At 71.0% G+C, this 23,129-nt stretch carries 21 protein-coding genes; 11 read left to right on the top strand and 10 right to left on the bottom strand.

Going from position 1 to position 23,129, the window contains the following annotated elements; translation table 11 throughout:
* Positions 1-18 precede the first annotated feature (18 nt).
* Entirely contained in the window at positions 19-552 is a 534-nt protein-coding gene (locus ACFLIM_RS16175; RefSeq protein ID WP_393166019.1) for a cysteine dioxygenase, read from the top strand.
* A 15-nt stretch (positions 553-567) separates the two neighbouring features.
* On the opposite strand, the gene ACFLIM_RS16170 is transcribed toward ACFLIM_RS16175, so the two are convergent.
* Positions 568-1,227 carry a hypothetical protein gene (locus ACFLIM_RS16170; RefSeq protein WP_393166017.1) on the bottom strand — a complete coding sequence of 220 codons (660 nt, stop codon included), beginning with the start codon at positions 1,225-1,227 and terminating at the stop codon, positions 568-570.
* Between the two features lie 11 nt (positions 1,228-1,238).
* Positions 1,239-2,405 carry a CynX/NimT family MFS transporter gene (locus tag ACFLIM_RS16165; protein ID WP_393166015.1) on the bottom strand — a complete coding sequence of 389 codons (1,167 nt, stop codon included), beginning with the start codon at positions 2,403-2,405 and terminating at the stop codon, positions 1,239-1,241.
* 74 nt (positions 2,406-2,479) lie between these two features.
* On the opposite strand from ACFLIM_RS16165, the gene ACFLIM_RS16160 reads away from it, so the two are divergent.
* Positions 2,480-3,460, top strand: coding sequence for a LacI family DNA-binding transcriptional regulator (locus ACFLIM_RS16160; protein ID WP_393166013.1), 981 nt, complete (start codon positions 2,480-2,482; stop codon positions 3,458-3,460).
* On the opposite strand, the gene ACFLIM_RS16155 is transcribed toward ACFLIM_RS16160, so the two are convergent.
* Positions 3,449-4,648 carry an MFS transporter gene (locus ACFLIM_RS16155; RefSeq protein WP_393166011.1) on the bottom strand — a complete coding sequence of 400 codons (1,200 nt, stop codon included), beginning with the start codon at positions 4,646-4,648 and terminating at the stop codon, positions 3,449-3,451. The genes ACFLIM_RS16160 and ACFLIM_RS16155 overlap by 12 nt on opposite strands.
* Positions 4,649-4,713: 65 nt before the next feature.
* Between ACFLIM_RS16155 and ACFLIM_RS16150 the strand changes: the two genes are divergently transcribed.
* From ACFLIM_RS16150 to ACFLIM_RS16110, 9 genes are all read left to right on the top strand, one after another.
* A complete protein-coding gene (locus ACFLIM_RS16150) occupies positions 4,714-5,682 on the top strand; it encodes an ArsR/SmtB family transcription factor (protein ID WP_393166009.1) in 969 nt (322 codons plus the stop codon).
* A 42-nt stretch (positions 5,683-5,724) separates the two neighbouring features.
* Positions 5,725-6,693: a sugar-binding transcriptional regulator gene (locus tag ACFLIM_RS16145; RefSeq protein ID WP_393166007.1), complete on the top strand. Its 969-nt coding sequence runs from the start codon at positions 5,725-5,727 to the stop codon at positions 6,691-6,693.
* A gap of 133 nt (positions 6,694-6,826) precedes the next feature.
* Positions 6,827-7,912: an ABC transporter substrate-binding protein gene (locus ACFLIM_RS16140; RefSeq protein ID WP_393166005.1), complete on the top strand. Its 1,086-nt coding sequence runs from the start codon at positions 6,827-6,829 to the stop codon at positions 7,910-7,912.
* A 10-nt stretch (positions 7,913-7,922) separates the two neighbouring features.
* Positions 7,923-8,690 carry an ATP-binding cassette domain-containing protein gene (locus ACFLIM_RS16135; protein ID WP_393166002.1) on the top strand — a complete coding sequence of 256 codons (768 nt, stop codon included), beginning with the start codon at positions 7,923-7,925 and terminating at the stop codon, positions 8,688-8,690.
* Entirely contained in the window at positions 8,687-9,919 is a 1,233-nt protein-coding gene (locus tag ACFLIM_RS16130) for a sugar ABC transporter permease (RefSeq protein ID WP_393166000.1), read from the top strand. The genes ACFLIM_RS16135 and ACFLIM_RS16130 overlap by 4 nt, the downstream gene beginning before the upstream one ends.
* Entirely contained in the window at positions 9,919-11,394 is a 1,476-nt protein-coding gene (locus ACFLIM_RS16125; protein ID WP_393165998.1) for an FGGY family carbohydrate kinase, read from the top strand. Before ACFLIM_RS16130 ends, ACFLIM_RS16125 begins: the two co-directional genes overlap by 1 nt.
* Positions 11,395-11,404: 10 nt before the next feature.
* Positions 11,405-12,853, top strand: a complete 1,449-nt coding sequence (locus ACFLIM_RS16120) for an FGGY-family carbohydrate kinase (protein ID WP_393165996.1) — start codon at positions 11,405-11,407, stop codon at positions 12,851-12,853.
* Entirely contained in the window at positions 12,850-13,464 is a 615-nt protein-coding gene (locus tag ACFLIM_RS16115; protein ID WP_393165994.1) for a histidine phosphatase family protein, read from the top strand. The genes ACFLIM_RS16120 and ACFLIM_RS16115 overlap by 4 nt, the downstream gene beginning before the upstream one ends.
* Complete coding sequence (locus ACFLIM_RS16110) at positions 13,461-14,468, top strand: 2-hydroxyacid dehydrogenase (RefSeq protein WP_393165992.1); 1,008 nt, start codon at positions 13,461-13,463, stop codon at positions 14,466-14,468. Before ACFLIM_RS16115 ends, ACFLIM_RS16110 begins: the two co-directional genes overlap by 4 nt.
* On the opposite strand, the gene ACFLIM_RS16105 is transcribed toward ACFLIM_RS16110, so the two are convergent.
* The 7 genes from ACFLIM_RS16105 to ACFLIM_RS16075 form a co-directional block, all read right to left on the bottom strand.
* Positions 14,458-15,315 (bottom strand): carbohydrate ABC transporter permease, encoded by an 858-nt coding sequence (locus tag ACFLIM_RS16105; RefSeq protein WP_393165990.1) that lies wholly within the window; start codon positions 15,313-15,315, stop codon positions 14,458-14,460. The genes ACFLIM_RS16110 and ACFLIM_RS16105 overlap by 11 nt on opposite strands.
* Complete coding sequence (locus tag ACFLIM_RS16100) at positions 15,312-16,193, bottom strand: carbohydrate ABC transporter permease (RefSeq protein ID WP_393165988.1); 882 nt, start codon at positions 16,191-16,193, stop codon at positions 15,312-15,314. The genes ACFLIM_RS16105 and ACFLIM_RS16100 overlap by 4 nt, the downstream gene beginning before the upstream one ends.
* 58 nt (positions 16,194-16,251) lie before the next feature.
* Positions 16,252-17,544 carry an ABC transporter substrate-binding protein gene (locus tag ACFLIM_RS16095; protein WP_393165986.1) on the bottom strand — a complete coding sequence of 431 codons (1,293 nt, stop codon included), beginning with the start codon at positions 17,542-17,544 and terminating at the stop codon, positions 16,252-16,254.
* A gap of 120 nt (positions 17,545-17,664) precedes the next feature.
* Entirely contained in the window at positions 17,665-18,435 is a 771-nt protein-coding gene (locus tag ACFLIM_RS16090; RefSeq protein ID WP_393165984.1) for an AMP-binding protein, read from the bottom strand.
* Positions 18,436-18,807: 372 nt separating this feature from the next.
* Complete coding sequence (locus tag ACFLIM_RS16085; RefSeq protein WP_393165982.1) at positions 18,808-21,162, bottom strand: ATP-binding protein; 2,355 nt, start codon at positions 21,160-21,162, stop codon at positions 18,808-18,810.
* A 117-nt stretch (positions 21,163-21,279) separates the two neighbouring features.
* On the bottom strand, positions 21,280-22,731 hold the full coding sequence (locus tag ACFLIM_RS16080; RefSeq protein WP_393165980.1) for a peptidoglycan D,D-transpeptidase FtsI family protein: 1,452 nt from the start codon (positions 22,729-22,731) through the stop codon (positions 21,280-21,282).
* A gap of 36 nt (positions 22,732-22,767) precedes the next feature.
* Positions 22,768-23,127: a MerR family transcriptional regulator gene (locus tag ACFLIM_RS16075; RefSeq protein ID WP_393165978.1), complete on the bottom strand. Its 360-nt coding sequence runs from the start codon at positions 23,125-23,127 to the stop codon at positions 22,768-22,770.
* Positions 23,128-23,129 lie beyond the last annotated feature (2 nt).

Genomic DNA, 23,129 nt, shown 5'->3' with positions numbered 1-23,129 from the left:
TAGAAAGGAGTTCCGTACGTGAGCACGAACCAAATCCAGGACGGGGGCACCTGTGCCCGGCTCCCCGAACGCACGCTCGACCGGCGCGAGCTGCGCGACCTGGTGAACGAGCTGGCCGCCCACCCGGAGGAATGGCACGACCTGGTGGAATTTCCCGCGGACGGCGGCCGGCACTACGCCTCGCTCTACCGCGACGCGTACGTGGACGTCTGGGTGCTGTGCTGGCGCCCCGAGGACGACACGGGCTGGCACGACCACGACATCTCCTCCGGGGCCGTACACGTGGTGGAGGGCGCGCTCCTGGAGTGCAACCCCCGCATCGGCGGCGAGCATCTGGAGACCGTGGTGTCGGAGGGGCAGTCGTTCTCGTTCGGGCCCGACCACATCCACCGGCTCAACGGCGCGGTCGACAGCAGCGTCTCGATCCACGCCTACTCGCCGCCGCTGTGGCGGCTCGGCCAGTACTCGATCGACGACACCGGCGTCATGCGCCGCGTCTCGGTGAGCTACGCCGACGAGCTCAGGCCGCTGGACTCCGCCGTGGTGGCGTAGCGCGTGGCCTGAGGCTCACGAATCGCCCTGCGGCCTGAGCACGCAGCAGCTCCCGCAGGGCTCCACATCGGGAAGTGCGATCCACAGGCAGCAGGTCCTGCGGAAGTAGCCGTCTCCGGCGGGCTCGACCAGCCCGTCGACCGGCCTGCCGATCTCCTTCAGCAACCGCATGTAGTCGCCCCGGACGAACGACGTCAGCGGATGGGCGACCGCCTCCGCCGTGGACCCCCACAACGTGCGCTCGCCCACCTTGGACATGGAGCTGATGGCCGTGACCAGCGGCTGCTGCGACTCGGCCAGCGCCTCCCGGATGGCACGAGCCCCGGAGTCCCAGCTCACGCGCGTGGCCGCGATCGTCACCCCGGCGTCCGACACCTTGAAGTACGTCTCCGCCGGCCGCATGATCGGCACCCGCCCGTCCAGCGCCCACCCGAGCGCCATCGGCATCGTGTGCCAGTATCCGTACGTCTTCCAGAACAGCGCCGCGCCGACGTGGCGTGGCGCGTTCCAGCGCGCGGCCGTCTGCATGATCAGCTCATCGAGCAGCCCGTACGGCTCCCGCACCAGTTCGGTGACCGGCGTCCAGCTCTCGTCGGGCTCGATGACCAGGCAGGGCTCCACCCCGATCACCCCGCCGCGCTCGTCGGCGATGCGCTGGAGCACCTCGGTCAGCACGCTGAAACCCCCTAAAGGTTAGCCTTACCTAAAGTAGCAGGGCGTCCAGCGAACCACCCGGCGGCGATCTGGACCGCGAGCACCCCCAGCCCCGCCATCAGAGGCACCGACCAGCCGCCGGACACCTGCCTGAGGAACCCGAACACCAGCGGCCCCAGCGCGGCGACCACGTACCCGACGGACTGGGCCACCGCCGACAACGCCGTCACCGTCGTGGGATCGGCCGGCCGCATCGCGATGATCAGCAATGCCAGCGCGAACGAGGCCCCCTGCCCGATCCCGAGCACGATCATCCACAACCACGGCACGGTCGTCGGGGCCAGCAGCATGCCCAGATACCCGAACACGGTCAGCACCCCCGCCCCGACCACGTACGGCACCTGCGAGGCCCGCCGCCCGGCCAGCACGGGGACGGCCAGGGAGGTGCCCACCTGGACCAGGTTCGTCAGGCTGAGCAGGTAGCCCGCCTGGTCGGCGGGCAGGCCGGCCTCCAGGAAGATCGTCGGCAGCCAGGCCAGCATGACGTAGAAGGTGAGCGACTGCAGGCCCATGAGCGCCGTCACGTACCAGGTCACGGGGCTGCGCAGCACCGTGCCGAATGGTCTCGGACCGTTCTGCGCACCCGACTGCTTGCGCGTCGCCTGCGGCAACCACAGCAGCGCCGCCAGCAGCGCGGGCACGGCCAGCAACGCGGAGACGCCGCGCCAGCCGTACCCGGTGGCGTGTTCGAGGGGGATTACGAGGGCGGAGACGGAGGCGGCGCCGGCGACCACCGAGGCGACGTAGACGCCGGTCAGGAGGTTGACGCGGGTGGGGAAGTGCTGCTTGACGACGCCGGGCATGGCGACGTTCATGACGGCGATCGCGGTGGCGGCGAGCGCGGAGCCGAGGTAGAGCACGAGCGCGCCGCCGAGTCCGCGCAACGTCACGCCCGCCGCGATGACGAGCAGGCCGGCGAGCAGCGTGCGGTCGAGCCCGACGCGCCGCGCCAGCAGCGGCGTGAGCGGCCCGAACACGCCCAGGCAGACCACCATGACCGTGGTGATCGCGCCGCCGCCCGCGGGCGAGAGGCCCACGTCGTTCATGATCTCGTCGAGGAGGGGGGAGACGCCCGCGATGGCGGGGCGCAGGTTGAGCGCGGCCAGTACGAACCCGGCCAGCAGCAAGGCGGATCTCAACGACATAGGGGACTACTTTCGCATAACCCCTTGACAACGTTGTCTACCCCTCCCAAGTAGGAAATGATCCTGGCGTGAGACCGACGATGAAGGACGTCGCCTCGGCGGCGGGCGTGGCGCTGAAGACCGTCTCGCGCGTCGTGAACGACGAGCCCGGCGTGCACCCGGCGACCGCCGAGCGGGTGCGCACGGCCATCGACCGGCTGGGCTACAGCCGCAACGAGAGCGCGAGGGTGCTGCGCAGGGGCACGACCGCGACGATCGGCCTGGTCATCGAGGACGTCGCGGACCCGTTCTACTCCGGCCTGAGCCGGGCCGTGGAGGACGTCGTCATCGAGCACGGCTGCCTGCTGCTGAGCGGCTCGTCGGGCGAGGAGCCGGGCAGGGAGCGGGAGCTGGTCGAGACGTTCTGCGCGCGCAGGGTGGACGGGCTGATCGTGGTGCCCGCCGGTGCCGACCACACGTACCTGCGGTCCGAGCTGGAGACGGGTACGCCGGTCGTGTTCGCGGACCGGCCGCCTGGAGCGGGGATCGACGTGGACACCGTGCTCACCGACAACGTTGGCGGGGCCGGGCAGGCGGTGCGCCACCTCCTGGGCCACGGCCACCGCCGGATCGCCTTCCTGGGTGACGACCCGGCGATCTTCACCGCCGCGGCGCGGCTGCACGGTTACCGCGAGGCTCTCGGCGGGCTGTTCGACGAGCGCCTGGTGTCGATGCGGTCGCCGTCGCCGGAGGCGGTACGCGCGGACCTGACCGGCATGTTCGCCCTGGACGATCCCCCGACGGCGTTGTTCACCGGCAACGGCCGCTACACCGTGACCACGCTGCGGGCGCTGGCCGGGCGGCGGGTGGCGCTGGTCGGGTTCGACGACTTCGAGCTGGCCGACCTGCTCGACCCGGGGGTGAGCGTGGTGGCGCAGGACCCGTCGTGGATGGGGAGGGTGGCGGCCGAGCTGCTGTTCCGCCGGCTGCGCGGCGACGGGGGGCCGCCCGAGCACATCCAGCTCCCGGTCCGGCTCATCGCCCGCGGCTCGGGCGAGCTACTGCTCTAGGCGGCTCACCGCCGCAGGCGCCGGCCTCAGCACGCGTACCAGCGCGAGGGCGACCAGCACGCCCGCACCGCCCGCCACCGCGATCGCGGGCCCGGGCGCGATCACCTCGCCCAGCCCCCCGACCAGCGCCGCACCGGCCGCCTGCCCCGTCATCAGCCCCGCCGACTGCAGCCCGAACGCCTGCCCGCGCACCTCCTCCGGCACCGAGTCCACGAACCGTCGTTGCAACCCCAACTGGTACGACAACCCCGCCGCCGCCACCGCGGCCAGCCCGGCGGCCCACCCGATCCCCGGCCCGGTCGCGAAGAACAACCAGGGCACCCCGAGCAGCACCGCCAGCGGGAACGACAGCCGCTCCCGGAGCCCCGGCGCCGCGAACCGCCCCACCGCGAACTCCCCGACCGCCATCCCGCCCGCGGCCGCCGCCAGCACCACCCCCGCCTGCCCCTGCCCGCCCAGATAGGGCACGACCATCGCCTCCGCCCCGGCCAGGAACACGCACGGCAGCCACCCGGCCAGCAGCAACCCGCGTACCCGCCCGTCGGACAGCAGCCGCCCGTTCACCCGCAGCGTCTCGCGCACCGCCCCGGCCCCGGCCGCACCCCGCGCCGGCCGGTACGGCAGCCCGGCCCTGAGCACCACGGCGGCCACGGCCGACAGGCCCGCGGTGGCCGCCAGCGCCCCGGAGGGCCCGGCGAAGGCCAGGAACACGCCCCCGACCGCCAGGCCGACGATCTGCGCGCTCGCGGAGACGACGTTGAGCAGCGAACGCCCCAGCACGAACGCGTCCCCGGGCAGCACCTCGGGCAACATGGCCGCCCGCGCGGCGAAGAACACCGGCGAGAACAGCCCCGTGACCAGCACCAGCGCCAGCATCGCCCACACCGGCAGCCCCGCGTAGGCCAGCAGCAGGCACGTCACCGCCCTGATCAGCTCGCCCGTCACCATCAGCGCTCGCGGCGCCATCCGGTCGGCCAGGGAGAGCAGGAACAACCCGCCCAGGATGAACGGCAGCCAGCCCGCCATGTAGGCGGCGGCCGACAGGCCGGGAGAGCCGGTCCGCGCGTACACCAGCACGGACAGGGCCAGCATCTTGATCACGTCCCCGCCGACCAGCAGCGCGAAGCTGCCGAACAGCACCCGGAACTCCCTGACGGCGAACACCTCGCCGAACGTCGCGCTCTTCACGCTCCCGATGTTGCGGAGCAACCCCGCTGAATGGCGATTTTTTCGGATATAACCGAAAGGTGCTCGTGAGCATCGAGGTCACCCCGCAGGATCTGGTGGCCAGCAGGTTCGCCATCTCGCCGCTGATCGAGACCATGCACGCGCAGTGGGTGCTCGCGGGCCGGGCCGAGGCGGGCGTGCACGGTCAGTGGGCCGGGCGGTGGCGGGGGACGTACAGGGAGCTCGTACGAGAGCACCCGGCCCTGCGGGCGGCGGCGGCGATCAGCGGCAACCTGGGCGACTCGAACGTCGACTTCGTCGCCCCTCCGCCCACGGCCGTGGACGTGCCGTTCGAGGCCGAGCTGGCCTCCATGCGCGCGACGCCGCTTGAGCAGGCGCACGCGGAGATCACCAGGGTGCTGGCCGGGCGCCCGGTGCCGGGCTGGGTCCGGGACCTGCTGCTGGGCCCGCAGGTGGTCGAGCGGCTCGCGGACGCGTACGAGGCGTTGTGGACGGAGATCCTCTCCCACGAGTGGCCGCGCTTCCGGGCGGTGCTGCAGCGCGACGTGGCCCAGCGGGCGGGACGGCTGGCGGCCTACGGCTGGGCGGCGGCGCTGGAGGACCTCAGCCCCCGCGTCCACTGGCGGCGCGGCGGGCGCATCGAGATCGAACTGCTCTCGGCCGGCGGGCCTCGCCAGCTGGGCGGCAAGGGGCTGCTGTTCCTGCCGTCCGCGTTCATGCGCACCATCGCCGTCTACCTGGAGGACGCCTGGCCGTACGCGATGATCTACCCCGCCAGAGGCATCGCGACGGCGCCGCCCGCGGCCGACGCGGACCTGTCGGCGTTGATCGGCCGCAGCCGCGCCCGCATCCTGGCCGAGCTGTCTGAGCCCGCCACGACCACGCAACTCGCGGCCCTACTGGGGCAGAGCCTGGGCACCACGGGCGGCCATCTCGCGGCGCTGCGCCGCACGGGCCTGATCACGGGCACCCGCACGGGCCGCAGCGTCCTGTACGCGCGCACACCCCTCGGCGACGCCTTGGCCACCGGCTAACATCAGTTCTGCAAAAATGTTCACGCAACGAGGAGCGCGCGCATGAATGCCGCCGATGTCGCACCCGAGGCGCAGCAGACCAGGTTTCCCCATGAGCTGATGTACGCGGCGGCCCAGCAGTACTACATGGAGGACGCCACCCAGGGCGAGATCGCCAAGCGGCTGGGCGTGAGCAGGGCGACCGTGAGCAGGCTGCTCACCGAGGCCCGCAGGCACGGCATCGTCGAGATCAAGGTGCACCGGCCGGCCACGCTGGAGGATGGCCCGCTGGCCGCCGAGGTGGCGCGGGCGCTCGACCTGGCGCGGGTCTACCTGGTGCCCAAGGTCAACGGCCCGACCCTGGGCCCCTGGCTGGCTCCCGGCGTGTCCCGCGCGCTGGCCGCGGTCGGGCTGGAGTCGGGCGACGTCGTGCTCGTCTCGTCGGGCACCACGGTCTACGAGTGCGCCCGCGAGGGGGTCGGCCAGTATCCGGGGGTCACGATCGCGCCCGCGGTGGGTGGGCAGGAGGAGCCGCAACCCTGGTTCCAGACCAACGAGACCACCCGCATCCTGGCCGAACGCGTGGGCGGCGTGCCCGCCTACCTCTACGCGCCCGCGCTGCCCGGGCCCGAGTTGTTCTACTCGCTCCAGCACGAGCCGTCCGTGCGCCGGGTCATGGACCTGTGGGCGCACGCCAAGTGCGCCATCGTCGGCGTCGGCTCGGCGCCGCTGATGCGGCAGATGATGCCCGCCTTCATGCCCCGCGACGCGGAGAGCCTGCGCCAGGCCGTGGGTGACGTGTGCATGCGCATCTACGACCGCGACGGCGCGCCGGTCACCTACCCGGGCAGCGAGCGCCTGGTGGCCGCGCGACCCGAGGACCTGCGCCGCATCCCGGCCACGATCGCGGTGGCGGTGGGCGCGGAGAAGGTGCTGTCGATCATCGCGGGCGCGAAGGGCGGCTACTTCAACCAGCTCGTCACCGACGCGCCCACCGCGGAGGGCCTGGTGGCCGCCGCTCGGCAGATGTGAACATTTTTGCTGGACAAATATTCTGAACGCACGCTACCGTGAGCCGCACCACAGGACGTGCCCTCCTGTGAGGGGCATGTCCCGGTCTCGGGGGCAGCGAGCGTAATTTGATCAGCGAGTGAGGAACTAACCCGTGAACAGAGCTCAGATGCGGACCACCGCGTTCGCCGCAGTGGCAGTGCTCGCAGGCTCGGTGCTGGCCGCGTGCGGCTCAGGCGCCGGCTCCAGCGGCGGCGGGGACACCGGCGGCGGCACCGAGAACGCCAAGGTCGCCTTCCTCATGCCCGACCTTGCCTCGACCCGGTACGAACTGCAGGACAAGCCGCTGTTCGAGGCCAGGATGAAGCAGCTGTGCCCGATCTGCCAGGTCATCTACCAGAACGCCGACTCCGACGCCGCCAAGCAGCAGCAACAGGCCAACTCCGCGCTCGCCCAGGGCGTCAAGGCCATCGTGATCGACCCGGTCGACTCCGCCGCCGCGGCCACCATCGTCAAGTCGGCCCAGTCGCAGCAGGTGCCGGTCATCGCCTACGACCGGCCGGTCCCGGCCACGCCCGCCGACTACTACATCTCGTTCGACAACGAGAAGATCGGCTCCATGATCGCTCAGTCCCTGGTCGACCACCTCAAGGCCGAGAACGCCGAGGGCGGGATCCTCCAGGTCAACGGCTCGCCCACGGACGCGGCGGCCGGGCTGATCAAGAAGGGCATCCACAGCGCGGTCGACCCGAGCGGCTTCAAGCTGCTGGCCGAGTACGACACCCCCGACTGGCAGCCGGAGAAGGCGCAGACCTGGGTCAGCGGCCAGATCACCCAGTTCAAGGACCAGATCGTCGGCGTGGTCGCGGCCAACGACGGCACCGGCGGCGGCTCGATCGCCGCGTTCAAGGCCGCGGGCGTGAAGGTGCCGCCGATCACCGGCAACGACGCCGAGGTGGCCGCGGCGCAGCGCATCATCGCGGGCGACCAGTACAACACGATCTCCAAGCCGATCAAGATCGTGGCCGAGGCCGCCGCCAACGTGGCCTGGGACTTCATGCAGGGCAAGAAGCCGGCGGGTAAGAGCACGCTGTACAACACGCCGTCCGAGCTGTTCGTCCCCACGGTCGTGACCAAGGAGAACGCCAAGGAAGTGCTGTTCGACAGCGGCATCATGAAGGCCGCCGACGTGTGTACGGGCGAGTACGCCAAGGGCTGCGAAGAGCTCGGCATCAAGTAGGAGACCACCGATGACCGTCCTCTCCCTGCGCGGGATCAGCAAGACCTTCGGCGCGGTGGCCGCGCTCACCGACATCGAACTCGACGTCGCCGAGGGCCAGGTCGTGGCCGTCGTGGGAGACAACGGCGCGGGCAAGTCGACGCTGGTCAAGATCCTCTCGGGCGTGCACCCGCCGGACTCGGGCACGATCACGTTCGAGGGGAACGAGGTCGACATTCCGACCCCGGCCGCCGCGCACAAGCTCGGCATCGCCACCGTCTTCCAGGACCTGGCGCTGTGCGAGAACCTCAACGTGATCCAGAACCTGTTCCTCGGCCAGGAGATCCGCCCGCTGCGGCTGAACGACGTGGCCATGGAGACCCGCTCGTGGGAGCTGCTCCGCCAGCTCTCCGCGAAGATCCCGAGCGTACGGGTGCCGGTCGCGGCGCTGTCGGGCGGCCAGCGGCAGACGGTGGCCATCGCCAGGTCGCTGCTCGGCGACCCGAAGGTCATCATCCTCGACGAGCCGACCGCCGCGCTCGGCGTGGCGCAGACGGCCGAGGTGCTCAACCTGGTCGAGCGGCTGCGCGAGAACGGCCTGGGCGTCATCATGATCAGCCACAACATGGCGGACGTGAAAGCCGTCGCCGACACCGTGGCGGTGCTGCGGCTCGGCCGCAACAACGGAGTGTTCGACGTGGGCCAGGTCTCCACCGAGGACATCATCGCCGCCATCACCGGCGCCACCGACAACGCGGTGTCCAGGCGAGTGGCGCGCGCGCAGGAAGGACTGTCGTGAGTACTGTCACCACCGACCGCCAGGACGAGCGGCTGCAGAACCGCGAGGGGCTGCGCGGCGCGCTCGCCGACGTAGTCGAGCGGGCCAGGGGCGGCGACCTGGGCGTGATCCCCGTCGTGGTCGGGCTCGTGGTCATCTGGACGGTGCTGCAGATCCTCAACCCGATCTTCCTGTCCAGCGCGAACCTGGTGAACCTCACGCTGGAGTCCGCCGCCGTCGGCATCATCGCGCTCGGCATCGTGTGCGTGCTGCTGGTGGGGCAGATCGACCTGTCCGTCGGCTCGGTCAGCGGGTTGTCGGGCGCGGTGCTCGCCGTGTTGTTCGTCGGCGAAGGGCTGCCGGTCTGGCTGGCCATCCTGGCCTCGGTCGTCATGGGCGCGGTCCTCGGGTGGGTGTACGGGCAGCTGTTCAACAGGTTCGGGGTGCCGAGCTTCGTGATCACGCTGGCCGGGCTGCTGGCCTTCCTCGGGCTCCAGCTGTACGTGCTGGGCACCAAAGGGTCGATCAACCTGCCGTTCGACTCGGGGCTGGTGAACTTCGCGCAGCTCGACTTCGTACCGGCCTGGTTGTCGTACACGTTCGCGTTGATCGCGGCCGTCTGGTTGTTCGCCAGCGGGTTCCTGTACGCGCAGGAGCGGCGCCGGGCGGGGCTGTCGGCCAGGAGCGTGTCCACGCTGGCCGTCAGGAGCGTCGCGCTGCTGGTGGTGCTGGCGTTCGTGGTCTGGTATCTGGGCCAGACGCGCGGCGTGGGCTGGATGTTCGTCTTCTTCGTGGCGCTGGTGCTGATCATGCACTACCTGCTGTCGCGGACGAAGTGGGGCAGGGCCGTCTACGCGGTGGGCGGCAACGTGGAGGCGGCGCGCCGGGCCGGCATCAACGTCAAGGCGATCTACACCTCCGTGTTCGTGCTCTGCTCGACGTTCGCGGCGGTGGGCGGCATCCTGGCCGCGGCCAGGCTGGCGGCGGCCAACCAGAGCAGCGGCGCGGGCGACGTCAACCTCAACGCCATCGCGGCGGCCGTGATCGGCGGGACGAGCCTGTTCGGCGGGCGCGGCACGGCGTTCGGCGCGCTGCTCGGGATCATCGTGATCCAGTCGATCTCCAGCGGCCTGACGCTGCTGAACCTGGACTCCTCGATCAGGTTCGTGGTCACCGGGGCCGTGCTGCTGCTCGCGGTGATCGTCGACTCCGTGTCGCGCCGGTCGAGGACCTCCCACGGCAGGGCCTGATGGCGATCATCTGCGTGGACGCGGGGACCACGGTCATCAAAGCGGTCGGGTACGACGACTCCGGTGCGGAGGCGGCCGTCGCCCGGCAGGAGACCGTGGTGTCCAGGCCCGCGGCCGGGCATGCCGAGCAGGACATGGGCGCGGTCTGGGCCGCGGTCGCCCGAACGGTGCGCGAGGTCGCGGCCCGGGTGGGTGACGTCGAGTTCGTGGCGGTGACGGCCCAGGGCGACGGCTGCTGGCTGGTCGGCGCGGACGGCGAGCCGACCGGGCCCGCGATCCTCTGGAACGACGGCAGGGCGGCCTCGACCGTGGACGCCTGGACGCGGGAGGGGCTGGCCGCCGCGGCCTTCCGGGTCAACGGATCCTCGGCCGCCTCGGGGTTGCCGCACGCCATCCTGACCTGGCTGCACGCGAACGACCCCGGACGGCTCGAACGATCGAGCGCCATGCTCACCTGCGGCGGCTGGATCTTCTACCGGCTCACGGGGGAGCTGGCGGCCGACGAGTCCGACGCCTCCGCGCCGTTCATGGACCTGCGGGCGCGGGCGTACTCGCCGTCGCTCCTGACCATGTTCGGACTGGAGTGGGCCGGACGGCTGCTGCCCCCGATCCGGTCCAGCCACGTCGCCGAGTTGTCGCCTGCCGCCGCCGCGACTCTCGGCCTGCCGGCCGGGACGCCGGTCGTGATGGCCCCGTACGACATCGCGGCGACGGCGCTGGGCGCGGGCGCGGTGCGGGCCGGGCAGGCGTGCGGCATCCTCGGCACCACGCTCTCCACCGAGGTCATCGTCGAGTCCCCCGACCTGGATGGCGAGCCGACCGGCATCACGATCGCCATCCCGGGCGACTACCTGCGGGCCTTCCCCACGTTCGCGGGCACGGAGGTGGTGCAGTGGACGTGCCGCCTGCTGGGCCTGGGCGATCCGGCCGAGCTGGGCGAGCTGGCCCTGCTGAGCGAGCCGGGGGCGCGCGGGCTGACGTTCCTGCCGTACCTGTCGCCCGCCGGTGAGCGGGCGCCCTTCTCCGATCCGCTGGCCAGGGGCTCGCTGCTGGGCATGTCGTTCGAGCACGGCCGTGAGCACGTCGCCCGGGCCGTGCTGGAAGGGCTCACGATGGTCATCCGCGACTGCCTGGCGGCCACCGGCGCCGCGCCGACGGAGTTGCGGGTGTGCGGGGGCGGCTCGGCCAGCGCCGTCTGGCTCAGGCTGATCGCCGACGTCACCGGACTCCCCGTGCGCCGCTCGGCCGACGCCGAGGTGGGGGCGCGGGGCGCGTACCTGGTGGGGCTGGCCGCCACGGGCGCGGCTCCGTCCATCGCCGCGGCGGCCTCGGAGCATGTACGCCTGCGCGCCGCGGTCGAGCCCGACCCCGCACGCCAGACGTTCTATTCCAGGCTGTTCGACGACTTCCTGACGCTGCGCGGGACCAGCGCCGGTACGTGGCCCCTGCTGTCCGAGATGCGAAGCCGAACATGAGGAGCCGTACATGAGCGTGTGGATCGGCATCGACCTCGGGACGCAGAGCGTGCGGGCGATGGCCGTCACCGGAGACGGCCAGGTGCTCGGCACCGGCAGCCGCGCCCTGACCAGCCACCGCGACGGTCCCCGCCACGAGCAGGACCCCGACCAGTGGTGGCGCGAGCTGGCCGCCGCCACCCGGGAGGCCCTGCGGGACGTGCCGCCGGAGCAGGTCGCGGGCGTGGCCGTGGACGCGACCTCTGGAACGATCCTGCTCTCCGACGCTCAGGGCAGGGCCTTGACGCCCGCCCTGATGTACGACGACCGGCGGGCCGACGCCGAACGCGTCAACGAGGTGGGCGCGCACGTCTGGGAACGGCTCGGCTACCGGCGCATGCAGCCCAACTGGGGGCTCCCGAAGCTGCTGTGGCTGCTCGGAGACGCGCCCGCGGGAGCCCGGCTGGCCCATCAGAGCGACTTCGTCAACCGGCGGCTGGTCGGGCACGAGGTGGCCACCGACCTGAGCAACGCGCTCAAGACCGGCGTGGATCTCATCGAGGAACGCTGGCCCGCCGAGGTGATGGACGCGCTCGGGGTGCCCGCGGAGCTGCTCCCCGAGGTCGTGCGACCCGGCGCCCGCCTCGGCGTGGTCTGCGCTTCGGCGGCCGGCGAGACCGGCATCCCGGCAGGCACGCCGGTGATCGCCGGGACCACGGACGGGTGCGCGGCCCAGCTCGGCGCGGGCGCGCAGCGGGTCGGGAGCTGGAACTCGGTGCTGGGCACGACGCTGGTGCTCAAGGGCGTGACGAAGGAGCTGATCCACGACCCGCTGGGGGTGGTGTACTCGCACCGCGCGCCGGACGGCTCGTGGCTGCCGGGAGGCGCGTCGAGCACGGGCGCGGGCGTCCTGACACGCGAGCTGCCCGACCGCGATCTCGACGCGCTGAGCGCGCAGGCAGCGGCTCGCTTCGGCCCACGCGCCTCCGACGGCTTGGCCGAATGGCCGGCCATCACCTACCCCCTCGTGTCGCGCGGCGAGCGCTTCCCGTTCGACGCCCCCGAAGCCGAGACGTTCACCCTCGGCGACCCGGCCGACGACGTCGAGCGCTATGCGGCGATCCTGCTCGGCGCGGCCTTCGTCGAGCGCCTCTGCTTCGACTACCTCGACCTGCTCGGCGCCCCCGTGGACGGCGAGATCATCCTGACCGGCGGCGCCACCCGCAGCGCGTACTGGACCCAGCTCAGAGCGGATGTCCTCGGACGTCCCGTGACGTTGCGGGAGAACGCCGAGCCCGCCTTGGGCATGGCCGTGCTCGCGTCCGCCGATCCCAGCCGGATGATCAGAACCAGGGCGGTCGTGGAGCCGTCAGGAGCCGATCTCAGCGAGCCGTACCTGCGCTTCGTCACCGAGCTGGAGCGGCGCGGCTGGCTCCCGGCACAAGTCGCCTCCCACGCTCGCGAGAGGATCACCCCATGACCGACCTCGTCCTGGTACGCCACGGCGAGACCGTCTGGCACGCCGAGAACCGCTACGCCGGGCTCAGCGACGTCGACCTGACCCCGCGCGGCCTCGATCAGGCCGCCCGGCTCGCCGAATGGGCCGGTCAGGCGGGACTGGCAGCCGTCTGGTCCTCCACGCTCAGCCGCGCCAGGATCACCGCCGCGGCCAGTGCGGCCAAGGCAGGCGTGCACCTCCGGACCGACGACAGGCTGCGCGAACTGGACTTCGGCGAAGGAGACGGCCTGACCTCGGCGGAGATGGCCGAACGTTTCCCCGAGGCCCGCGCCGCCTTCGAGGCCGACCCCGCCGAGCACCCGCTGCCGGGCGGGGAGGACCCGTACCAGGCGGCCGAGCGTTTCACGGCGGCGCTGCACGACATCTCCGCCGCGCACCCCACCGGCCGCGTGCTGGTGGTCGCGCACACGACCGCCATCAGGCTCGCCCTGTGCCGGCTCATCGGGGTGCCGCTCGGCGAATACCGGCGGCTGTTCCCGCGCCTGGACAACTGCGCCCTGACCGAGCTGCGCCTACGTAACGGGCGGGCCGCGATGTTGCAGTACAACTCCCCGATTGGAGCCGTTCGTTGACCATCCGAGTCCTTGCCGCAGGCGACCACTTCGTCCAGAACCGCCTGCTCATCGACGCGCTCAAGCGCGAGGTCCCCGGTGAGGTAGACGTCAGCGAGCTGACGCTGCCGTGGCCGGTGCAGCCGTTCGGCCGGGTGGGCGAGGTGGACGAGGCCTCCGACGTGGAGGAGGAGCTGATCGAGGCGTTGCGCGGCGTCGAGGTCTGCGTGACCCAGATGGCGCCCCTGACCAAGCGGGTGCTGGACGCCTCCCCCGACCTGCGGCTGTTCTGCGTGAGCCGGGGCGGGCCGGTCAACGCCAACCTGGAGGCGGCCGCGCAGGCGGGGGTGGCGGTGACGTACGCGCCGGGCCGCAACGCGGTGGCCACCGCCGAGCACACCCTCGCCATGCTGCTCGCCGCCACCCGCAGGATCCCCCAGACGCACGCCGACCTGGCCGGGGGCGTGTGGCGGGGCGACTACTACATGTACGACAACGTCGGCCCGGAGCTGGAGGGCAGCACGGCCGGCCTGGTCGGCTACGGGGCGATCGGCCGCCGGGTGGCCCGCATGCTCGAAGGCTTCGGCGCGAACGTGCTGGCCTACGACCCGTACGTGGACGTGCCCGGCCGTGGGGTGGGCCTCGGCGAGCTGCTCGAACGCTCCCGGTTCGTCTCGCTGCACGCCCGCGCCACCCCGGAGACCACCGGCATGATCGGCGCGGCCGAGATCGCCGCCATGCCCGAGGGCTCGATCCTGGTCAACTGCGCCCGGGGCGCGCTGCTCGACTACGACGCCCTGTGCGACGCGCTCGACTCGGGCCACCTGTTCGGCGCCGCGATGGACGTCTTCCCGGAGGAACCCATCCCCCAGGGGTCACGCCTGCTCACCACGCCGAACCTGGTGATGACCCCGCACCTGGCCGGGGCCAGCAAGGAGACGGCGATGAAGGCGGCCTCGATCGTGGCCGCCGACGTGGCCCGCTACGTACGCGGCGAGCCCCTGGCTCATCTGGCTACCCCTTGAGCGCCCCCGCCATGAGCCCCCGCATGAAGAACCGGCCCAGCAACACGTAGATCAGCATCGTCGGGATGGACGCCAGGATGGCCGCCGCCATCTGCTGGCTGTACGGGGTGGCCTGCGCGCCCGCGATGTTGTTCAGCATCACGGTCGTCGGCCAGCTCGTCGGCCCGGTCAGGAAGACGGCGAACAGGAAGTCGTTCCACAACGAGGTGAACTGCCAGATGACGACCACCGCGATCGCGGGCCCCGACACCGGCAGCACCACCGACCAGTACGCCCGCAACATCCCCGCGCCGTCCACCCGCGACGCCTCGATCAGCTCGTCGGGAATCGTCACGTAGTAGTTGCGGAAGATCAGCGTGCAGATCGGGATGCCGTACACCACATGGGCCAGCACCAGCCCCGGGATGCCGCCGTAGAAGACGCCCTGCAGCCCGGTCAGCTCGTTCAGCCCCACGAGCAGCTGCACCAGCGGGATCATCACCCCCTGGTAGGGGATGAACATCCCGAACAGGAACAGCGTGAACAACACGTCCGCCCCGGGAAAGCGCCACTTGGACAGCACATAGCCGTTCATGGAGCCCAGCGCGCACGAGATCAGCGAGCCGGGGACGGCCAGCAGCACGCTGTTCCACAACCCGGGGGCCAGCTTCTCCCACGCGACCCGCCACGCCTCCACCGTCCACGTCCGCGGCAGGTTCCACGCCTGGCCGGGATCGGCCTCCGTGAGCGGCTTGAAGCTGGTGACCAGCAACACGTAGATCGGGATGAGGAAGATCACCACGAAGACGACCAGCAGGCCGAACCGCGTCCAGGAGAACCCCGCCCGGCGCCCGGCCACCGCCGTCATGAGCGCCTCTCCTTACGCACGGACCAGATCAGGTACGGGATCACGAAGATCGCCACGCTCACCACGATGTACGACGCGATCGTGGCCCCCTTCGCCGGATCGTGCGAGTCGAACACCGCCACCCACATGAACACCGCGGGCACGTCGGTGATGATCTGCTTCCCCGACACCGCCACGATCAGGTCGAACACCTTGAGCGAGATGTGCCCCAGGATGATCAGCGCGGACAGGGTCACCGGCCTGAGCAGGGGCAGGACGACGTACCGGTAGACGCCCCACTCGGTGCAGCCGTCCACCCGCGCCGCCTCCCGCAACTCCTCGGGTACGCCGCGGAACCCGGCCAGAAAGAGCGCCATGATATATCCGGACATCTGCCAGACGGCCGGAAGCGCCATCGCGGCCATCCCCCAGTCCGGATCCCTGAACCACTGCCACTGCGGCAGCCCGACCCAGTCGAACAGCCGGTTCAGCCCGACCGCCCGCTCCCCCGTGCCCGAGTTCATCAGCCACCGCCACACGATCCCGGTGGCGACGAACGAGATGGCCATCGGGAACAGGTAGATCGCCCGGAACGTCCCCTCGCCCCTGATCCCCTTCTCCATGAGGAACGCCAGCAGCCACCCGAGCAGCAACGCCCCCAGCACGAACACGATCGTGAACACGATCGCGTGGTTCACCGAGAGATGCCATCGGGGCTGGTCCCAGATGTCGACGAAGTTCTTCAGACCCACGAACTCGCCCTCGGACACCTCATCGTGCTTGTCCGTCATGGCCAGCCGGAAGTTCCAGCCGAGCATGCCGTACACGAAGACGCCGATCGCGATGATCGACGGCGTGACGAGGAGGAGCCCGGGCAACCACGTGCGTGCCCGCCTCACAAGCGATTCCCTCCCAGGGGTGCGGCGGGCCCGCGCCCGCCGCACTCCACGAGCTGAGCTACTGAGCGTTGGCCGTGGCCGCGTCGGACAGCCCCTGCTGCAGGGCCTTGACGTCCTTGCTGCCGATGAACAACCCGACCGCCTCGTTGATCGAGGCCAGCCACGGCTGGTTCACCGACACGCCGTGCTGGATGGACCCGGCGAGCTTGTTGCTCGACCAGTCCTTCAGCGCGTCGGCCAGGTAGTCGGTGTAGAGCGACTGGTCGGCGTCCTTGCGCGCGGGGATCGAGCCCTTCTTGGGATTGAAGGCGTCCTGGCCCTCCTTGCTGGCCGCGACCTTGAGCCAGGCGATGGCCCCGTCACGGTTCTTCGCGCCCTTGGGCAGGGTGAAGCTGTCGGACAACCACAGGTACGTGCCCTCGGTCCCGGGAGCCGGCGCCCAGTCGAAGTCCGTCTTCGACGTCTTGCCCAGGCCGCCCTCGGGCGGGTTGTGGAAGTAGCCGTACGCCCAGTCGCCCATGATGTTGAACGCGGCCTGGCCGTCGGCGACCTGCTTGGCGGCGGGCTGCCAGTCGTCCTGGGGGTCGCCCGCGTACGTCATGATCTTGGCGAAGTTCTGCAGCGCCGTGGCCACCTGCGGGCTGTTCCAGTCGGCGCCCGGCTTGAACAGCGCGTTGTAGGCGTCGGTGCCGAGCGAGCCGAGCAGCACGTTCTCCAGCAGGTGGGTGGCGGTCCACTCGGAGCCGATGGACAGCGGGATCTTGCCCTTGGCCTTGACCTTCTCCAGGGCGGCGATGAACTCCTCGATCGTCTTCGGCGCGCCGGCCACGCCCGCGTCCTTCAGCACCGCCGGGTTGAACCACAGGACGTTCGACCTGTGGATGTTGACCGGCACCGAATAGATCTTGCCCTCGACGCTGATCTGGTCGATGAGCTGTGCGGGGAAGACGTCCTTGAGCTTCAGCTCGTCGTAGAGCGAGGTCAGGTCCTCCAGGTTGCCCGCCTTGATGTAACCCTGCAGCTCGGCGCCCGCGTGTCCCTGGAAGGTGTCGGGCGGGGTGCTGGCCTGGAGCTTCGACTGCAGCAGCGCCTTCGCCTTGTCGCCAGAACCGCCCGCGACCGCCGCGTCGAAGAACGTGAAGTTGGGATTCTGCTGCTCGAAGATCTTCCGCATCGCCTGCAGGCCGTCGGCCTCACCCGGGCCCGTCCACCACGAGAAGACCTCAACCTGCTGTTTCCCACCGCCGCTCGCCGCAGGCGACTGCGCGGCCTGCTGGCCGCCACCGCCGCAGGCCGCCAGGCCCAGCACGCTCACCATCGTGATCGAAACGGCCGCTAACCACCGTCGCATCGCACACCATCCCTTCGAATCCCCCCGAAGTCGGTGATTTGACAACGTTGTCAACAACGGATATCAACCCACTTCCCGCATCGGGTCGTCAAGGGATGGGCGGGTAACAGGTCCGCATATTCAGCGGACGCGCTCCAGCGCGCCCTTCGAGCTCGTCACCACGGTGACGCTGAAGTCGTAAGTGGTGCCAGGAAGATCGCCACCGCACGACGCGACCACCAGCGCCCCCTTCGACACGCCCAGGCCGACCAGGGCGAGCAGGTCGCAACCGCCGTCCGGGAGCCACGTGGCCAGCACCACGTCGGACTCGCCCAGGCGTACGGGGAGGTCGAGCTCGGCCATCCTGGCCAGCAGATCGGCGTGCGACAGGCGGCCGCCGGGCAGCACGAGGGCGTCCTGGCGCTTGGCGTCGAGCGCGGGCAGCGCGGTGGGCTCCAGCGTGAGCAGGCTGCGGAAGTCGATCGTGTCGAGCGCCGCGCCCAGCGAGACGACCTGCCGCACCCAGGACTCCTCCGCCGCCAGGATCGCCGTCTCGGCCAGGTCCGGCGTGGTGATCAGCGTACGGGCGTCGCAGGCCCGCAACCACGCGGCCATCTCCTCCGGCCCGAGCGCGGGATCGATCGGCGCCGCCACCCCGCCCGCGGCCAGCACGGTGTGCACGGCCAGCGTCTGCGCGCCCGCCGTCGAGACGTGCACGCCCACCACCTGGTCCCGCCTGGCGCCCCTGCGCACCAGCCCGGAGGCCGCTCTGGTCACCTCGTTCACCAGCATGCGATATCCGTAGACGTGACCGCCGCGCAGATCGACGAGCGCGGGCCGGTCGCCGCGCTCGTAGGCCCGGCGGAACACCTCGTGGATCACGGTGCCGGTGGTCGAGGCGGTGGGCTTCATGTCCGACAACGTACGGCCGGTCGGTCGCCCGCAACATCCACCGATGTATGTATGCCGATGTGCATTCCCCGGGAGCGTCCGGGCGGGCCCGAGCCCTGCGCGACTCGAGCCCGCTGTCACGCGCCCGGAACCAGACCCCCACCCCTCCGAGGAGGCCCAGCCCCTTGGGGACACGTGACGTCCCACACACACGGGGGGGCAAGCCCCCCGCGACCCCCCCCACAAAAGGCGTGGAAGAGGCGTCTTACCTACGCGGGAAGCAAGCTTCCCGCGAGAAACGGTAGGCGGGCAGGTGGGGGTGGCACATGCGCTGACATGGCCATTCCAAGGTGTAAGCGGGCCGGCGTGACGATGTGTAGAGAAGTGACGGTCTCAGCGGCTCTCGATCACCCATGCGGCGATCTGTGTACGCGTCGAGAAGCCCAGTTTGGACAGGATGTTGGCCACGTGGCGGGCGGCCGTGGCCGGGCTGATGACCAGTTCGTCGGCGATCGCCCGGTTGCTGAGCCCTCTGGCGACCAGCTCGGCGATCTCCCGTTCCCTGGCCGTGAGCCTGCTCTCCTGATTGGCGGGCACGACCGGCTCGGCGGACGGCTCGGGCAGCGCACCGTCGAGCGCGCAGGCCACCGCCTGGTCGGCGGTCATGTTCGTGCCCTCCGCCCAGAGCACGCCGACCACGGCCTCGCCGAGCACAGCCCGCGCGGGGCGCAGGACCTCCTCGGTCCGCGCGTCCGGCTGGCGGCCGCGCAGCGCCACCGAGGCGGCGGCCAGCAGGACCGCGCGCCGGTGGTCGCCCTCGGCCGCGACCAGGCTCGCCCACGTCTCCAGCCGCCTGGCGATGCCGGCACGCAGCCCCGCGTCGCGGCTGAGCACCAGCGCCTCGGTGAGCCTGGCCCTGGCCTCCACCAGGTCGCCCTGGTCCAGCGCCAGCCCGCCGAGCCCGGCCAGGCAGCTCACGATCTGCTGCCTGGCGTCCACGTGCCGCAGCAGGCGCAGCCCCGACTCGTAGTGCCGCTTGGCCGTCGCGGGGTCGCCCGAGCGCCTGGCCACCTGGGCCAGGCCGGTGTGCGCATAGGACTGGCCGTAGTGGTTGTCGAGCTCCTCGCTGATCGACAGGACCTCCTCGAACGCGCGCTGCGCCTCGTGCAGGCGGCCCTCGTGCAGTCCGAACGCGGCTCTGGCGCTCTGGGCCTGCACCTCCAGGATGAGGTCGCCGGACCGCCTGGCCGTCTCCAGGGCGCGGATCAGGTGGTCCTGCTCGCCGGTGAGCTGGGCCAGCAGGATCAGGCCGACGCCTTCGCCGTACCCGTCGCCGTCGGTTGCGCACAGGTCGATCCCGGCCCGCGCACAGCGGGTGGCCAGCTCCAGATCGCCGGCCGCCGCGGCCAGCTCGCCGCGCAGGATCGTGGCCTGCCCGCGCAACCCCGGCCCCACCTGCGGGGCGTCGAGGGCCAGCAGCCGGTCCAGCCGCTCGGCCATGTCGAGCTTCCTGCCGCTGCCGATCAGCAGCAGCCGCGCGTCGGTCAGCAGGCCGAGCGCCGTCTCCGGCAACCCGATCGCGATCGACCAGTCGCAGGCCCAGCCGACCTCGACCTTGAGCGCGTCGAACAGGTTGACGTACCGCTCGACCACCGGCCACGACGTGCGCGTGCCCGGCGCCAGCGCCTCCTTGAACCCGGCCGCCATCCCGGCCAGCGCCGTCAGATGCCGGCGCCGCAGCTCGGCCTCCTCGCCGGACTCGGCGAGCTGTTCGAGCGCGTATTCTCGTACGGTCTCCAGCAGCCGGTATCTCGCCTGACCCGCGATCTCACCGTCGAGGGCGACCAGGGACTTGTCGACCAGGTCACACAACCTGAGCAGCACTTCCTCCTCCGGCAGCCCGGGCCCCGAGCAGACCCCTTCGGCCAGATCCAGCGTCCAGGAGGAGCGGAAGGCGGCCGTGCGCCGCAACAGCAGCCGCTCCTGCGGGCTGAGCAGCCGGTAGCTCCAGTCGACCGCCGCCCTGAGCGTGCGGTGCCGGGCGGGAGCGGTACGCGCGCCGCCCGCCAGCAGCCTGAACCTGTCGTCCAGCCGTTCGACGAGCTGCCCCACGGACAGGACCCTGACCATGGCGGCCGCCAGCTCGATCGCCAGCGGCAGCCCGTCGAGCGCCTGGCACAACTCCACGACCAGCGGCCGCGTCTCGTCGGTCAGCTCGAAGGCGGGCCTGGCGGCGGTGGCCCTGGCCACGAACAGCCGCACGGCCTCGCTCTCCTCCCCGGCCACCGAGAGCGGCGGCACCCGCCACACGGTCTCGCCGGGAACGCGCAACGGCTCGCGACTGGTGGCCAGCACGGTGACCCCCGGGCAGGCGCCGAGCAGATCACGGCACAGCTCGGCGCACTCACCGATCACCGGCTCGCAGTTGTCGAGCAGCAACAACGCCCGCCGCCCGCCGATCGTCTCCGCCAGATCGCCGGCGATGCCGAGTGCGGCGGCGACATGCCCTCTGAGCTCGTCCTTCTCCAGATCGGCCAGCTCGATCAGCCACACGCCGCCCGGATGGTCGGGCGCGATCCTGGCGGCCAGCCGCACGGCCAGCCGGGTCTTCCCGATGCCGCCCGCGCCGCAGAGGGTCACGGCGCGCGAAACACGCATCAGGTGGACGAGCTCATCCACATCGGACTCCCGGCCCACGAACAAGTTCGGCTCGGCCGGCAGATTGCTGAAGTCGGCAGATCGCAGCATCACTGTGAGTGTGTCACCAACTACGCCATGCGCCCATACGTATTCGGCGTAGAGAACATATTCGATGGAGAACTGTCAGTGCCCCCGGGCACACTCAAGCCATGGCCGATGAGACCGTCAGGCCAGGGCGGCCTCGATGACGGCGCGGGCGATCGAGGCCACTGCGTTGGCCCGGGACCCGGGATGCTCCAGCACCACCCCCACCGCCACCTCAGGCGTGTCCGCCGGGGCGAAGGCCGTCACTAGGGCATAGTCCTCCATTCCCGGGACGGTCTCCAGGATGGCGGTCTTGGCGGCCACCTCCACCCCGGGAATGGCCGCCCCCGTCCCCGTACCCCCCTTGTGCGTCACCGTCGTCATCATCGCCGCCAGCACCTTGGCCAGCGTCGTGGACACAGCCGTCCGATAAGGCACAGGGCCGGCGCGGTTGATGATCGAGCCGTCCGGCAGCCGTACCTCATCCACCAGGTACGGCCGCATCAGCACCCCGTTGTTGGCCACGGCCGCCGACAGCATGGCGATCATCAGCGGGGTCGCCCGGTTGTCGTGGTGCCCGACGGCCGCCAGGGCGGTCTGCGCCCGGTCCATCGCCGGCGGATACCGGCTCGGCGTCGTGGCCAGCGGAATCGTCAGGCGAGGCGCGTTGAAGCCGAACGCCTCCGCCTGATCCCGCAGCAGGTCCTGCCCGAGCTGGAGCCCGACGTTGGCGAAAGCGGTGTTACAGGACACCTGGAACGCGTACGTGAGCGTCGGACGGGCGTCACCACAGGCCACCGCGTTCTCCAGGTACGTGGGCGTCCCCGGGAGCCGCAACCGCGTGGGCGCGTCCACCAGGGCCGAGGGTGTGTACTCGCCGGAGGCCAGCGCCGCGGCCGTGGTGACCAGCTTGAACGTGGACCCGGGCGGATACAGCCGGTTCAGCGCCCGGTTCAGCAGGGGCTGGGAAGAGGTCTGCTTGAGCCGCCGGGTCGTCGCGGCGAGCCGGTCGCGGTCGAAGGTGGTGAAGGCGTTCGGGTCGTAGGACGGATACGAGGCCAGCGCCAGGACCGCCCCGGTCGCCGGGTCGAGCGCCACCGCCGCCCCCGGGATCCCCGTCTCCTTGAGGCTCCGGTACGCGGCCCACTGCACCCGCTCCCTGATCGTCAGCCTGACGTCGGCCCCTTCGACGGGCTCCTCCCTGACCATCGAGCGCACCTTGACCTTGGTGTCGTCCCCGGACAACACCGCGTCCTGGGCCTGTTCGATGCCGGTGGAGCGGTGCAGCGAGACGTACCCGGTGATGGGCGCGTACAGCTCGCCGCTCTTGTAGAGGCGCCCGTAGAGGTACGGGCCGTGGCCGGTCGGGCGGCTGGTGGCGATGGCCGTGCCGTCGTAGGTGAGGATGTCGCCGCGCGGATGGTCGAACCTGGCGATGAGCGGACGTTCGTTCCTGCGGTCGGCGTTGAGCACAGGCGACCCGAACGCCTGGACGACCGTGATGTGCGCCAGCAGGACGAACAGCATCGCCGCGCAGAGCTTGGCCACGCGGCGCAGCGGCAGGTTGATCCCCCGCACCCTCGATCCGGCCATGGATCTTGGTCTAACAGCCGGACCGCAAAGGCGGGGCTAGAGGAAGCTGCGGTAGTAGGAGATCTTGTTGTGGATGTAGCGCTGCCGCTCGCCGAGGTTGTCGATCTGGCCCTGGACCTGCTGGTCGTGCTCCTCCAGCAGCTTGATCCGGTCGGGGATCGTGTGGTCCCCCGCGCGTACGAGCTCGGCGAAGCGGAGCATCCGGGCGATGGGCATGCCCGTGTCACGCAGGCAGCGCAACATGCCGAGCCAGCCGACGTCCTCCTGGCTGAACCTGCGCTGCCCGGCCGCGTTCCTGCCGATGCGCTCCAGCAGGCCGATCTTCTCGTAGTAACGCAGGGTGTCGAGGCTGAAGCCGGTCTCCTCGACCACTTCCGCGGGGGTATAGACGCTCACGA

The sequence above is a fragment of the Nonomuraea marmarensis genome, assembly GCF_043197025.1.
Taxonomy (GTDB): domain Bacteria; phylum Actinomycetota; class Actinomycetes; order Streptosporangiales; family Streptosporangiaceae; genus Nonomuraea; species Nonomuraea marmarensis.
The sequence above is the reverse complement of the archived record's forward strand: the minus strand, read 5'-3'. Positions and strand labels throughout refer to the sequence as shown.